At 61.1% G+C, this 14,288-nt stretch carries 11 protein-coding genes; 6 read left to right on the top strand and 5 right to left on the bottom strand.

From position 1 onward, the window contains the following. Window positions 1-145: 145 nt before the first annotated feature. Window positions 146-1,630: a helicase HerA-like domain-containing protein gene (locus RGV59_RS30130; RefSeq protein ID WP_102617332.1), complete on the top strand. Its 1,485-nt coding sequence runs from the start codon at window positions 146-148 to the stop codon at window positions 1,628-1,630. 4 nt (window positions 1,631-1,634) lie between these two features. Here RGV59_RS30130 and RGV59_RS30125 read toward each other — a convergent pair whose 3' ends face one another. Beyond that, window positions 1,635-2,090, bottom strand: a complete 456-nt coding sequence (locus RGV59_RS30125) for a DUF721 domain-containing protein (RefSeq protein ID WP_017847108.1) — start codon at window positions 2,088-2,090, stop codon at window positions 1,635-1,637. Window positions 2,091-2,384: 294 nt separating this feature from the next. On the opposite strand from RGV59_RS30125, the gene secA reads away from it, so the two are divergent. From secA to RGV59_RS30110, 3 genes are all read left to right on the top strand, one after another. After that, on the top strand, window positions 2,385-5,120 hold the full coding sequence (secA, locus tag RGV59_RS30120; protein WP_017847109.1) for a preprotein translocase subunit SecA: 2,736 nt from the start codon (window positions 2,385-2,387) through the stop codon (window positions 5,118-5,120). A 124-nt stretch (window positions 5,121-5,244) separates the two neighbouring features. Further along, window positions 5,245-6,462: a bifunctional glutamate N-acetyltransferase/amino-acid acetyltransferase ArgJ gene (gene argJ, locus RGV59_RS30115; RefSeq protein WP_026140046.1), complete on the top strand. Its 1,218-nt coding sequence runs from the start codon at window positions 5,245-5,247 to the stop codon at window positions 6,460-6,462. A gap of 19 nt (window positions 6,463-6,481) precedes the next feature. After that, complete coding sequence (locus RGV59_RS30110) at window positions 6,482-7,426, top strand: Nudix family hydrolase (RefSeq protein ID WP_126585435.1); 945 nt, start codon at window positions 6,482-6,484, stop codon at window positions 7,424-7,426. A gap of 115 nt (window positions 7,427-7,541) precedes the next feature. On the opposite strand, the gene RGV59_RS30105 is transcribed toward RGV59_RS30110, so the two are convergent. Genes RGV59_RS30105 through RGV59_RS30095 form a run of 3 tightly spaced genes read right to left on the bottom strand, consistent with a single transcriptional unit; the run spans window position 7,542 to window position 11,123 of the window. Continuing rightward, window positions 7,542-8,120, bottom strand: coding sequence for a cob(I)yrinic acid a,c-diamide adenosyltransferase (locus RGV59_RS30105; RefSeq protein WP_017847112.1), 579 nt, complete (start codon window positions 8,118-8,120; stop codon window positions 7,542-7,544). Between the two features lie 2 nt (window positions 8,121-8,122). Further along, window positions 8,123-10,159 (bottom strand): sensor histidine kinase, encoded by a 2,037-nt coding sequence (locus tag RGV59_RS30100; RefSeq protein ID WP_026140048.1) that lies wholly within the window; start codon window positions 10,157-10,159, stop codon window positions 8,123-8,125. Window positions 10,160-10,205: 46 nt separating this feature from the next. Beyond that, a complete protein-coding gene (locus tag RGV59_RS30095; protein WP_126585434.1) occupies window positions 10,206-11,123 on the bottom strand; it encodes a putative 2-dehydropantoate 2-reductase in 918 nt (305 codons plus the stop codon). A gap of 123 nt (window positions 11,124-11,246) precedes the next feature. On the opposite strand from RGV59_RS30095, the gene RGV59_RS30090 reads away from it, so the two are divergent. Next, window positions 11,247-11,732: a YajQ family cyclic di-GMP-binding protein gene (locus RGV59_RS30090; protein ID WP_017847115.1), complete on the top strand. Its 486-nt coding sequence runs from the start codon at window positions 11,247-11,249 to the stop codon at window positions 11,730-11,732. A 135-nt stretch (window positions 11,733-11,867) separates the two neighbouring features. Further along, the gene (locus RGV59_RS30085) at window positions 11,868-12,710 is read left to right on the top strand and encodes a mechanosensitive ion channel family protein (protein WP_126585433.1); all 843 of its coding nucleotides are present in this window, start codon (window positions 11,868-11,870) and stop codon (window positions 12,708-12,710) included. A 191-nt stretch (window positions 12,711-12,901) separates the two neighbouring features. On the opposite strand, the gene RGV59_RS30080 is transcribed toward RGV59_RS30085, so the two are convergent. Further along, window positions 12,902-14,200 carry an OprD family porin gene (locus tag RGV59_RS30080; RefSeq protein WP_017847117.1) on the bottom strand — a complete coding sequence of 433 codons (1,299 nt, stop codon included), beginning with the start codon at window positions 14,198-14,200 and terminating at the stop codon, window positions 12,902-12,904. Window positions 14,201-14,288: the final 88 nt, after the last annotated feature.

Raw genomic sequence — 14,288 nt, 5'->3', positions numbered from 1 at the left:
TGGTAGCGTCAAAAAAGGTGTGATATTTCTGGCGATAGCCCTGTGAGGTCCCTGTAGGAGCTGTCTGATCTGTTTTTAGACTTTGTGGGTCTTACATTGATGTGTATCGACCTTGCGGCACGAAAGATTAACCATAGGTGACGAAATGCCTGACTCCACGCAACTCCTTATCGGCGCCGGCCTCGATGGCCAGCCCATCGCCCAGGCCATGCGCCTGGCCAATCGTCACGGGTTGGTTGCCGGTGCCACGGGCACTGGCAAGACCGTCACCCTGCAACGCCTGGCAGAAGCGTTCAGCGATGCGGGCGTGGCGGTATTCGCCGCGGATATCAAGGGCGACCTTTGTGGTCTCGGCGCTGCGGCCAACCCCCAGGGCAAGGTGGCCGAGCGCATCGCCGGCATGCCTTTCCTGAATTACACGGCCAAGGCGTATCCGGTCACGCTGTGGGATATTCACGGTCAGTCCGGTCATCCATTGCGTACCACCATCAGTGAAATGGGGCCGTTGCTGCTCGGCAGCCTGCTGGAACTCACCGACAGCCAGCAGTCAGCGTTGTATGCCGCCTTCAAGGTGGCGGACCGCGAAGGCCTGTTACTGCTGGATTTGAAGGACCTCAAGGCGCTGCTCAATCACTTGCGCTACCACCCGGAACTGCTGGGTGAAGATGCGGCGCTGATGACCACCGGCTCCAGCCAGGCGCTGTTGCGGCGCCTGGCGGTGCTGGAGCAGCAGGGCGCGGAAGCGTTGTTCGGCGAGCCGGCGCTGCAGCTCGAGGATATTTTGCACCCCACCAGCGATGGTCGCGGGCGTATCCACCTGCTCGACGCCAGCCGCCTGGTCCACGAAGCCCCCAAGGTGTACGCAACCTTCCTTTTATGGCTGCTGGCTGAACTGTTCGAGCAGTTGCCCGAACGCGGCGATGCCGATAAACCGCTGCTGGCGCTGTTTTTCGACGAAGCGCACTTATTGTTTGCCGATACGCCCAAGGCCTTGCAGGACCGCCTCGAACAGGTGGTGCGGTTGATTCGCTCGAAAGGTGTGGGTGTGTATTTCGTCACGCAATCGCCCGGGGACTTGCCTGACAGCGTGTTGGCGCAACTTGGCTTGCGTATCCAGCATGGCCTGCGCGCATTCACCACCAAAGAGCAGAAATCACTGCGCGCGGTGGCGGACGGTTTTCGGCCCAATCCGACATTTGATGCGTTGTCGGTCCTGACAGAGCTGGGCACCGGTGAAGCACTGGTGGGCACTTTGCAGGAAAAGGGCACGCCGGAAGTCGTCCAGCGCGTGTTGGTCGCGCCACCGCAATCGCGGATCGGCCCGCTCAGCGACGCCGAACGCGCCGCCCTGATTGCCAGTTCGCCGTTGCAGGGCCGCTATGACAAGCCGATTGACCGCGAATCGGCCTATGAAGTGCTGATGGCGCGCAAGGCGTTGGGCCCGGCCGAAGCCGAAGAAGCCAAGCCGGTGAGCGAAGAACCGAGCTTTACCGACAGAGCCGGGGCATTCCTCGGGACTGCGGCCGGCAAGGCGCTCAAGTCAGCCATGCAACAGGCCGCCAATCAGGTGGGGCGCCAATTGGTGCGGGGCTTGCTGGGGTCATTGCTGGGCGGCAGCAAGCGTAGATAGCCGATCAGGCTTTGGGCTTGGCGTGCGCGGCGAGGCGTTCCAGCGCCGCGCGTAAACCCGGATCGCTGATGCCGTCGGCCGTTGCCTGAATGGTTTCGGCCGCATTCGCCGATAAATCCATGGTGTGCCCCGCCGCGCCTTGCGGTACGGTCGGCGGTTGCACCTTGAATTGGATACGCGTCAGGCTGGCAAACTCATCAAACGCCATCAATTGTCGCTGCAAGCGTTTTTGCTGATAGCGCAAGCGTGTCGCCCAATGGCCGTCTGTGACAATAAGCAGCAGGTTGCCCTCGCGCCACGAGGCGACATGGCAATGTTCCCGCGCTGCCGGTTGCAATTGGCTTTCAACCAGGCGTTGCAGGTGGCCCAGGCGTTGCGCATGGCTGAAGATGGCTTTCAACGGCTTGGCTTCGCGAAGCAACACGCTGGGCGCGCGGGCTGTAAGAGGGCGAAACGCCATGATCAGACACCTTAAGTAACAGAGCCGCCATCTTAGCAGAAAGCGCCTGTGGACCCCCAGGCAATGCATTGGCGGGGCTTTATCTGCGAAATCAATGCACTCCATGGGTTGAAGTTCCGGTAAAAGCCCTTATTTTAAATGGGCCCTCTCACGGGCTCATGCCTGCATTGGGGAACAACGCCACTTTCCTCACCCACGATTCCGGGTAGAATGCGCGTTCGCATGCGCCCGTGAGGGCCGCTCGGGCCACTCACGGTGCGCCCTCCATCCCTATGTGTGGAAGAACCTGCCGATATGTTTGCGCCTTTGTTAAAGAAACTTTTTGGAAGCAAGAATGAGCGCGAAGTCAAACGCATGCTCAAGACGGTGCAGCTGGTCAATGCCTTCGAAGAGCAGATGGTTGCCCTTTCGGACGAGCAATTGCGCGCCAAGACCGAAGAGTTCAAGGCCCGCATAGCCAAAGGTGAAACCCTCGACAAGTTGCTTCCCGAAGCCTTCGCGGTCGCCCGTGAAGCCGGTAAGCGTGTCATGGGCATGCGCCACTTCGACGTCCAGCTGATCGGCGGCATGACCTTGCATGAAGGCATGATTGCCGAAATGCGTACCGGTGAAGGCAAGACCCTGGTGGCGACCCTGGGTGTTTACCTCAACGCGCTGTCCGGCAAGGGCGTGCACGTTGTGACGGTGAACGACTACCTGGCCCGCCGTGACGCCAACTGGATGCGCCCGCTGTATGAATTCCTCGGCCTGACCGTCGGCGTCGTGACGCCGTTCCAGCCGCCGGAAGAGAAGCGTGCGGCCTACGCTGCCGACATCACCTACGGCACCAACAACGAATTCGGTTTCGACTACCTGCGCGACAACATGGCGTTCAGCATGGAAGAAAAATTCCAGCGCGAACTCAACTTTGCCGTGATCGACGAAGTCGACTCCATCCTCATCGACGAAGCCCGTACCCCGCTGATCATCTCCGGCCAGGCCGAAGACAGCTCGCGCCTGTACACCGAGATCAACAAGTTGATCCCGCGCCTGGAGCAGCACATCGAGGAAGTGGAAGGCGTGGTGACCAAAGAAGGTCACTTCACCATCGACGAGAAGACCCGTCAGGTCGAACTCAACGAAGCCGGTCACCAGTTCGTCGAAGACATGCTGACCCAGATCGGCCTGCTGGCCGAAGGCGAAAGCCTGTATTCGGCCCACAACCTGGGCCTGCTGACCCATGTGTATGCCGGCCTGCGCGCGCACAAGCTGTTCCATCGCAACGTCGAATACATCGTCCAGGACGGCCAGGTCGTCCTGGTTGACGAACACACCGGGCGTACCATGCCGGGTCGTCGTCTGTCAGAGGGCCTGCACCAGGCCATCGAGGCCAAGGAAGTGCTCAACATCCAGGCCGAAAGCCAGACGTTGGCTTCCACCACCTTCCAGAACTACTTCCGTCTGTACAACAAACTGTCCGGCATGACCGGTACGGCCGACACCGAAGCGTTCGAATTCCACCAGATCTACGGTCTGTCGGTTGTGGTCATCCCGCCGAACAAACCGCTGGCGCGTAAAGACTTCAACGACCTGGTGTTCCTGACCGCCGAAGAGAAATACGCGGCGATCATCAACGACATCAAGGACGGCATGGCCCAGGGGCGTCCGATCCTGGTGGGTACCGCGACGATCGAAACGTCCGAGCACGTGTCCAACCTGCTCAACAAGGAAGGCATCGAGCACAAGGTCCTCAACGCCAAGTTCCACGAAAAAGAAGCCGAGATCATCGCCCAGGCCGGTCGCCCCGGCGCACTGACCATCGCTACCAACATGGCCGGTCGTGGTACCGACATCCTGTTGGGCGGCAACTGGGAAGTGGAAGTGGCTTCCCTGGACAACCCGACTCCCGAGCAGATCGCCCAGATCAAAGCCGACTGGCAGAAACGCCACCAGGCGGTGCTGGAGTCCGGCGGCCTGCAGGTGATCGCGTCCGAACGTCACGAATCGCGCCGTATCGACAACCAGCTGCGTGGTCGTGCCGGTCGTCAGGGTGACGCCGGTTCCAGCCGTTTCTACCTGTCCCTGGAAGACAGCCTGATGCGTATCTTCGCCTCGGATCGGGTGAAGAACTTCATGAAAGCCCTGGGCATGCAGTCCGGTGAGGCGATCGAGCACCGCATGGTGACCAACGCCATCGAGAAGGCCCAGCGCAAGGTCGAAGGCCGCAACTTCGACATTCGTAAGCAACTGCTCGAGTTCGATGACGTCAACAACGAACAGCGTAAAGTGATCTATCACATGCGTAACACGTTGCTGGCCGCCGACAACATTGGCGAGACCATCGCCGATTTCCGTCAGGACGTGCTCAACGCCACCGTCAGCGCGCATATTCCGCCACAGTCCCTGCCAGAGCAGTGGGATGTTGCCGGCCTGGAAGCCGCGTTGAAGAGCGACTTCGGTGTCGACTTGCCGGTTCAGCAGTGGCTGGACGAAGACGATCACCTGTACGAAGAAACCCTGCGCGAGAAGCTGATGACCGAGCTGCTGGCCGCGTACAACGAGAAAGAAGAGCAGGCGAGTGCCGAAGCGCTGCGCACCTTCGAGAAACAAATCGTACTGCGCGTGCTGGACGACCTGTGGAAAGACCACCTGTCGACCATGGATCACCTGCGTCACGGTATCCACTTGCGTGGCTACGCCCAGAAGAACCCGAAGCAGGAGTACAAGCGCGAGTCGTTCACGCTGTTCTCCGAACTGCTGGATTCGATCAAGCGCGATTCGATTCGCGTGCTGTCCCACGTTCAGGTGCGTCGCGAAGACCCGGTCGAGGAAGAAGCGCGCCTGCGTGAGGAAGCCGAGGCACTGGCGGCGCGCATGCAGTTCCAGCATGAGGAAGCGCCAGGTCTTGAGGCACCTGAGGTCTTGGGCGAAGAGGTCGATGTGGCCCTGGCTCAAACTCCAGTGCGCAACGAGCAGAAGCTGGGCCGTAACGAGCTGTGCTGGTGCGGTTCGGGCAAGAAGTTCAAACACTGCCACGGCGAAATCAACTAAGATTTTCGCCTGACGCTGCAACACCCCGCGCCGCGACCGGCATCAGCCGTCGCGGCGTTTTGCCATTAATTCCCACCGTCGAACGCGACGGCACAGACATCATCTATTTTTAAGGAGCGCATTCATGGCTGTTGGTCTTGGTCCTTTGCCCACATTGCACCCGGTTGCCGGTTTTGAACTCGGTATCGCTTCGGCCGGCATCAAACGCCCGGGGCGCAAGGATGTCGTGGTGATGCGCTGTGCTGAAGGCTCGACCGTCGCCGGTGTGTTCACCCTCAACGCCTTCTGCGCCGCGCCGGTGATCCTGGCCAAGCAGCGCGTGGCCGGTCCGATTCGTTACCTGCTGACCAACACCGGCAATGCCAACGCCGGCACCGGCGAGCCTGGCCTGGTCGCCGCCGCGCGGACCTGCGCCAAACTGGCACAACTGGCCGGCGTCGACGCCAGCCAGGTGCTGCCGTACTCCACCGGTGTGATCGGTGAGCCGCTGCCGGTGGAAAAAATCGAAGGCGCCCTGCAAGCCGCGCTGGATGACCTGTCTGTGGATAACTGGGCGGCCGCCGCCACCGGCATCATGACCACCGACACCTTGCCCAAGGGCGCGAGCCGTCAGTTTGTACATGACGGCGTGACCATCACCGTCACCGGCATCAGCAAGGGCGCGGGCATGATCCGCCCGAACATGGCCACCATGCTTGGCTACATCGCCACCGACGCCAAAGTCTCCCGCGACGTGCTGCAGCGCTTGATGCTGGACGGCGCCAACAAGTCGTTCAACCGCATCACCATCGACGGCGACACCTCCACCAACGATTGCTGCATGCTGATCGCTACCGGCCAGGCCAACCTGCCCGAAATCACCTCCACCAGCGGCCCGCTGTTCGCCGCGTTGAAGCAAGCGGTGTTCGAAGTGTGCATGGATGTGGCCCAGGCCATCGTGCGTGACGGCGAGGGCGCCACCAAGTTCGTCACGGTTGAAGTCAACGGCGGCGGCAACCACCAGGAATGCCTGGATGTCGGTTACACCGTGGCGCACTCGCCGCTGATCAAGACCGCGTTGTTCGCCTCCGACCCGAACTGGGGCCGTATCCTCGCCGCCGTCGGCCGTGCCGGCGTGCCGGACCTGGACGTGAGCAAGATCGACGTGTTCCTCGGTGACGTGTGCATCGCCAGCCGTGGCGCCCGCGCCGAGAGCTACACCGAAGCCCAGGGTTCGGCGGTGATGCAGCAGGAAGAAATCACCATCCGCATCGAGCTGGGTCGCGGCGAGTGCAGCGAAACCATCTGGACCACGGACCTGTCCCACGAGTACGTGAAGATCAACGCGGAATACCGTACCTGAAGCCCGGAGGATAAACGCGGTGAAACGAGTGCATGTAGCAGCAGCGGTGATCCGCGGCGTCGACGGCAGAATCCTGCTGGCGCGCCGCGCCGATACCCAGCATCAGGGCGGCCTCTGGGAGTTTCCCGGCGGCAAGGTGGAGACCGACGAGTCGGTCGCCACGGCGCTGTCCCGCGAGTTGCAGGAAGAACTGGGCATCCAGGTCACCACGGCGCGACCGTTGATCAAGGTGCAGCATGATTACCCGGATAAGCAGGTGTTGCTGGATGTCTGGGAAGTCTCGGCCTTTACCGGCGAGCCACACGGCGCCGAAGGTCAACCCCTGGAATGGGTCGCGGCGCGTGACCTGCTCAACTATGAGTTCCCGGCGGCCAATGCGCCGATCGTTGCCGCCGCACGGTTGCCCGGCGACTACCTGATCACACCGGGCGAGCTGGAAACCGCGCCGCTGTTGCGCGGTATCCAGAAAGCCATTGCGGGCGGCATCAAGCTGGTGCAACTGCGCGCCCCTAACGGTTACGACCCCAAATACCGTGACCTAGCGGTAGACGCCGTGGGCCTGTGTGCCGGCAAGGCGCAACTGATGCTCAAGGGCCCGTTCGAATGGCTGGGGGATTTTCCCGCGGCCGGTTGGCACATGACCTCGGCACAACTGCGCAAATACGCAAGCAAGGGCCGACCGCTGCCGAAGGATCGCTGGTTGGCGGCGTCTTGCCATAACGCCGAGGAACTGGCGCTGGCGGAATTGATGGACGTGGATTTTGTCACGCTGTCGCCGGTGCAGCCGACCCAGACCCATCCCGATGCCCAACCGTTGGGTTGGGAACAGGCGGCAGAGCTGATCCGCGGGTTCAGCAAGCCGGTGTATCTGTTGGGTGGCGTTGGGCCTGCTGAGCGCGAGCAGGCATGGGATGTCGGCGCCCAAGGTGTGGCAGGGATTCGGGCGTTCTGGCCGCAAGATTGATCTAGCGTTTGCTGGCCTCATCGCGGGCAAGCCCACTCCCACATTGGAAGGTGTTCACAAATCCAAATGTGGGAGTGGGCTTGCCCGCGATGGCGCCAGACCAGACACCTGATAATCAGTGGGGTTTGGCCGCCGCCTGCCACAAAATCTCCGCCACACCCTGGCGCTTGGCAATTACCCGCGCCGCCACAAACAGCAAATCCGACAGCCGGTTGATATACGCCAAAGCCACCCCCTCCAACGGTTCAACCGCATTCAGGTGCTGACAGCGGCGCTCGGCACTGCGTGCTGCGCTGCGGCACACGTGGGCCTGGGCGATCAGCGCTGAGCCACCGGGCAAGATGAAGTTCTCCAGCGCCCCGACCTCTTCGTTCCAGCGATCAATCGCTGCCTCCAGCCGATTCACCTCCGCCGCGTTCAGCGCTTTGTACACCGGCATCGCCAGCTCGCCGCCGAGGTCGAACAGACGATGCTGGCAAGGCGTCAGCACTTCGATCACATCCTTCAGATGCGGATGCTTGCCGCTTTGCTCTTCAAGGCCGGCCAGCAACAAGCCCAGCTGACTGTTCAACGTGTCGACTTCGCCGATGGCTTCCACCCGCGGGTGGTCCTTGGGCACGCGGCGACCGTCGCCGAGCCCGGTTTCACCCTGGTCGCCGGTACGGGTGTAAATCTTCGACAGGCGAAAGCCCATGATCAGTGCTCCAGTTGGGTAAGTTCAGCGGGGGACAATTGGCTGCCGGCCAGGGGCAGGCGCAACGTGAAGCAGGTGCCTTGGCCCAGGGTGGAATGCACTTCCATCTGCCCTTTGTGGTTATTGGTGATGATGAAGTACGACACCGACAACCCCAGCCCGGTGCCCTGGCCGATTTCCTTGGTGGTGAAGAATGGCTCGAAGGTGCGTTTGCGCACGTTCTCGCTCATGCCGATGCCGTTGTCTTCGACCTGGATCTCCGCCCAGGGCGGGTTGAGGCGGGTGCGCAGGATGATGCGCCCCGGCTCGCGGTCGTCTTCGCGCTGGTGAATGGCCTGCGCCGCGTTTTTCAGCAGGTTGAGCAGCACCTGTTCCAACTCGTTGGCGGTGCCGGGCACCGGGCCGAGCTGCGGGTCGAACTGGCGGATGATCGCCTGGCCCTTGAAGTCGAAGCCGATCGCCAGGTCAAAGTCGTTGCCGGCGATTTCCACCGCCTGGTCGATCAGCGCCGGCAAATCACACGGTGCCATCTGCCGATTGCTGCGCCGGCTGAAACTGAGCATGTGGGTGACGATTTTCGCCGCCCGCGCGCCGGCCTGCTGGATACCGTCGAGCAATTGTGGGACTTCGCGGCTTTGCAGGTAGCGGTTGACCGTCTGCAGTTCGATGCCCACTTGTTCGGCGTGTTCCAGGTTCTTGGGCAGGTCGGGGGACAGCCGGCGGCGGATGTTCTGCACGTTATGCAGGATCGCCCCCAACGGGTTGTTGATTTCATGGGCCATACCCGCAGCAAGGCCGCCGACGGAGAGCATCTTCTCCGACTGCACCATCATTTCTTCCAGGGACAGGCGCTGGGTAATGTCATCGATCCGGATCACCACCCCGCGCCCGGCGCCGCCCATCAGTGGATAGAACGTCAGGGCGTAATGCTTGGATTCATCGTCCTTGACCCAGGTGACACGCTCGATGCGCTCCACCGTGTGTTGCTCGACCGTGGCCTTGATCTGCGGCAGGTAGGGTTTGAGCGGCTGGAAAGCGAGGTAGATCGGCTGGTTCAGCGCTTCATCCAGGCGCGTGCCGGAAAGTGCGGTGGCTTCCTGGTTCCACTGGGTGACATAGAGCTGTTCATCCAGGGCGATCAGCGCCGAGGGCATCGAGTCGATGATGCTGTTGAGATAGTTCTGGAAACCGGTGAGTTTTTTCTCGATCTTGCTGCGCACCTGGACTTCCAGCTCCAGTTTGCGGTTGGTATGGCGGGTTTCTTCGGCCAGGCCCTGTGCCTGGTCGTAAGCCGCCTGGGACTCATCGCGCGCGCGCTTGAGCTGCTGCTCGCGGGCCTCGATGCGCGACAGCATGGTGTTGAAGGCTTCGGCCAGGCTGCCGATCTCGTCATGGTTGCCACGGCCGGCGCGCAGGGCGTAGTTCTCTTCGCGGGTGACCTGGCGCGACAGCTCTTCCAGCTCATGGATCGGCCGGGTGATCAGGCGTTTGATCTGCCGGGCGATGACCAGCCACAGCAGCACGCTGAAAATCAGGATGCCCAGGCTCGCCGTCAGTGTGCCGGTATAGAACGCCACCGGTAGCTCACTGCTGGCCACCAGCAACAAATGCCCGGAAGGCTGGCCGGGGCGGGGCAGGGTGATGACTTGGTTACTGCGAAACTCGGTGAGGCGCCAGGCTTCGATATCCCGGTAGTTGCCCGGCAGGTGCAGGCGGTCGCCGTGTTGCATCTGCGCCAGGCGGTTGCCCTCGGCGTCGTACAACGCGGCTGCGCGCAGCGGCGAATAGCTGGTCAGCTCATTGAGCAGGGCGTCGGCCTTGGCCGGAGACTCAAGGGCTTCGGCGGCAAGCGCCGGGTTGGACACCAGCCGGCCAATCGCCTGCAGCGCCTGGGGTGCCATGCTCTCCTGGGAGATCCAGTAAGCGGCGCTGATAAAAGTCAGGTTGGCCACCAGTAACACAGTGGTCAGCAGCACCAGCAGGGCGGCCAGCAGTTTCTGCCCTACCGGTAGGTTTTCAAGACGCTGGCGCAGTGGCATCAGGGGTTTCACAGGTAATAGACGAGTGGGCAGGGTAGCGCGTGCCTCAGTCGCGGGGCAATCCGCGTGCAACCAGCTGGTCGACGAGGCGCGTGTACACCTGTTGCAGATGCGGCAGCGTCAGCCGATGCCGAGCGGCGGCCTGGCAGGCGTAGCCCAGCAGGTAGCTGATTTCGGTGCGCCGCGCGCTGGCCACGTCCTGGTACATCGAAGAGTAATTGGCCGCCGTGGCCTGGATCACCCGTTCCACTTCCGTCTGCAGGTCCTGCGCCGCTGCCGGCTGGCCGCAGCATTGCAGCAGCTCGGTGAGTTCGGCGCACAAGGTTGCGACTTCGCACTGATGGGCTTGCAGGCCGCCATTGCGGCATTGGTACAGCACGGTCAGCGGGTTGATGGCGCAATTGAGTGCGAGCTTGCGCCACAGGCGCGTAAGAATGTCGCTGCTCCACTCGTGAGGGATGCCGGCGGCGCGCAAGTCGTCCAGCCACACCGGGGCCGTGGGGTGACTGGCGTCCCCCAGCCAGGTGTAGCCGTGGCCGGCAAACACCACGCGCCAATCGCCGTCGCGAAACGCGCCTTCGGTGCTGGAGGCAAAAATGCAGCGGGCCTGGGGATACTGCGCGGCGACGGCGTCCTGGCTGCCCAGGCCGTTTTGCAGCAGGATCAATTCGACGCCGGGCGCGAGACGCGATTGCAGTTGTGCGACGGCGCTTTGGGCGTCGTAGGCTTTGCACGCCACCAGCAAGCGATGGATCGGCTCGGGGCTGTCAGGCGTTTCGCCGAGTACCGGGTAAGTGTGCGCTACGCCGTGCTCCACCAGGGTCAGCCCGTCGGCCGCCTGATAGCTGGCCAGGCGTGCCGCATCGCGCAGGATCAGCTTCACCGGCAGGCCGGCGCGGGCCAGGCGGGTGGCCCACAGCGTGCCGAGGCTGCCGGCGCCGAGAATATGCCAGGTGGTCGACATCAGTTTGTGCTCCGTAGGGTCGCTCACAGCGAATGGGGCGAAAGAACCGCTATAATGCCCCGGCATTTTAGCTTGGGCGCGCTCCATCTCTACTGAGCCCGCCCCTTATATTGGAGAAATGACATGCCTTCGTTCGACGTGGTATCCGAACTGGACAAACACGAAGTCACCAACGCCGTCGAGAACGCCGTCAAGGAACTGGACCGTCGCTATGACTTGAAAGGCAAGGGCAGTTTCGAATTCAAGGAAAAGGAACTGACCGTCAACCTGACCGCTGAAGCCGATTTCCAGCTGGAAGCGATGATCGAGATCCTCAAGCTCGCCCTGGTCAAGCGCAAGATCGACGTGCAGTGCCTTGAAGTCAAGGACGCCTACGCGTCCGGCAAGCTGATGAAGCAGGAAGCCGTCCTCAAGGAAGGCATCGACAAGGAACTGGCGAAGAAGATCGTGGCGCATATCAAGGACGCCAAGCTGAAAGTCCAGGCCGCCATCCAGGGTGAGCAGGTACGCGTCACCGGCAAGAAACGTGACGACCTGCAAGAGGCGATCGCTGCCCTGCGCGCCAAGACCTTCGAGATGCCGCTGCAGTTCAATAACTTCCGCGACTGATGGCACTTTGGGGAACCTGCGGCCGTTTTTGACGTCCCACGCCCCAGAACCTGCGCCTGCCATTGAGCCCTTCGGGGCTCAATTGCGTTAGTGGGCACAAAAAACGCCGTACATCCGGCAAACAGGAGAATGTAGATGGATTTGAACGCTGAAGTGGATCACCTGATCAAGACCTCCCAGTCGTGGATCCCGATGATCATGGAATACGGCAGCCGGGTATTGCTGGCCGTGATTACCCTGGCCATCGGCTGGTGGCTGATCAACCGCCTGACCCACAGAGTGGGGCGTTTGCTGGCCATCCGTAACGCGGACCTGGCGCTGCAGCACTTCATCACCAGCCTGGCGAACATCGTGCTGAAGGTCATGCTGATCGTCAGCGTGGCCTCGATGATCGGCGTGGAAACCACCTCGTTCGTCGCCGCCATCGGTGCCGCGACCCTGGCCATCGGCCTGGCCTTGCAGGGTAGCCTGGCCAACTTCGCCGGCGGCGTGCTGATTCTGTTGTTCCGCCCGTTCCGCATCGGCGACTGGATCGAAGCCCAAGGTACGTCCGGTACCGTCGACAGCATCCAGATCTTCCACACCGTGCTGCGCACCGGCGACAACAAGACCGTGATCGTGCCGAACGGCATCCTCTCCAACGGCATCATCACCAACACCAACCGTCAGCCTACCCGCAAGGTGGTGTTTGATGTGGGGGTGGACTACGAGGCCGACCTGCAGAAAGCCCGCGAAGTGTTGCTGGAACTGGCAAAAGACCCGCGTGTATTGGCTGACCCGGCGGCAGTGGCCGTGGTTTCGACCTTGGGCGACAGTTCGATCACAGTGTCTTTGCGGTGCTGGACCAAGACGGCGGATTATTGGGACGTGATGTTCATGTTCAATGAACTGGCGCGTGATCGCTTGAACGCGGCGGGGATCGATATTCCATTTCCGCAGCGGGTTATTCGGGTGATGCAGGAAACAGCGGCGAAGTAATGGGAAACACTGGCACTCAACTTGGCTGAAAGGTCAGGTTTAGTGCGGGCGCGTCAATCTCGTTAGTTAGCTTGCTAGTTATTTTGCTGATGAAATAATACTGCAATAAAAAAGCCGCTCCCTTGCATGCAGGGGAGCGGCTTTTAATTTAAGGCCGGAGCCTTAAGTCATCGTTGTAATCAAACAGCTAATTACAAGATGTTCAACGGATAATTCGCGATCAGACGCAGTTCGTCGATCGACGGCGAACCGTAGTACACGCCGTCAGCCGAGCGATAAGTCGCTTGGCGTACACGCAAGCTCAGGTCTTTCGCTGGGCCGCTCTGGATCACGTACTTGGCTTCGATGTCGCGTTCCCACTCTTTACCGTTCGACGTGGTGGCGGTTTTCGCGCCGCTACCGGTTACGTAACGAGTCATGAAGCTCAGGCCAGGAATGCCGAAGGGTGCCATGTTGATGTCGTAACGTGCCTGGTAGGACTTCTCACCTTCGGCGTTGAAGTCGGAACGGGCAATGGAGTTAGCCAGGAAAACCGTGCCGCCTCCGTCTACGCCGTAGCCGTAGTCGCCGTCGCCGGTAACCTTCTGGGCTGCCAGGGTGAAGGTGTGAGCGCCGATGGTGTACGCACCCTGCAAGCTGAATGCACGGTTATCAAGCTTGATGGTTTTGTCGTAGTAAGCGCGTTGCTTGCCTTCACCGTCACTTTTCGTGTCGTAGATATTGAAGTCCAGTGCGAAGGATTGATCCTCGCTCAGCGCATGGGTCCAGTTCAGGTTGCTGTAGTACTTGCGGAAGTAATCTTCGGTTTTCGCGTAGTACAGGCTGCCGGTGAACTCTGGGGTGAAGGAGTAGACGCCGCCGACAAAGTCGGTCTTCGTCAGGCCCAGGCTGTCATGGTAGGTCTGGTTCTGCGCGACGCTGGAGGTGAAGTGACCGCCTTCCAGTTTCAGGCCCTTGATCTCGTTACTGGTGAGCGAGATACCTTGTGGCAGCTCTGGCAGCAAACGGCTGTCGTCAGAGGCGAACACAGGAGCGGTAGTGTACTGGTCGCCGATTTTCAGAACGGTATTGGAGAGGCGGAACTTAACCGCCGCGCCGCCTTTAGAGTAATCGTCTTGCGAGCGACCATCAGAACCACTTGGGAACAAACCGGTACCGGCGCGACCCTTGCCGCTGTCGAGCTTAACGCCCATCAGGCCGATCACGTCAACACCGACACCGATGGTGCCTTGGGTGAAGCCTGATTCGTACAGGGCATTGAAGCCCAGACCGGTTTCTTCGGCGCGGCTCTTGTTCTTGCCGTTGACCTTATCGTAGCCACCGAGTGGCTCGTTGCGGAAGTCGCGGCTGAAATACAGCGCACGGGTATTGATACTGAAAGTGCTGTCTTCAACGAAGCCCTTGGCATCGTCTTGGGCAGACGCCATTGCGAACTGCGAGGTGCCTGCTGAAACAGCCAGGGCGATCATGCTCCACTTCATCACGCGCATCGTGATTTGCTCCTTTGGTTTTAGGAAGAGTACTGCCGTCCCACCTGTATTTTTATCTGGGCGGCTCTTTCTTTTTTTGTGTCCGCGT

It is taken from the genome of Pseudomonas sp. FG1, from assembly GCF_034313875.1.
In the GTDB taxonomy this organism is placed as follows: domain Bacteria; phylum Pseudomonadota; class Gammaproteobacteria; order Pseudomonadales; family Pseudomonadaceae; genus Aquipseudomonas; species Aquipseudomonas veronii.
The sequence above is the reverse complement of the archived record's forward strand: the minus strand, read 5'-3'. Positions and strand labels throughout refer to the sequence as shown.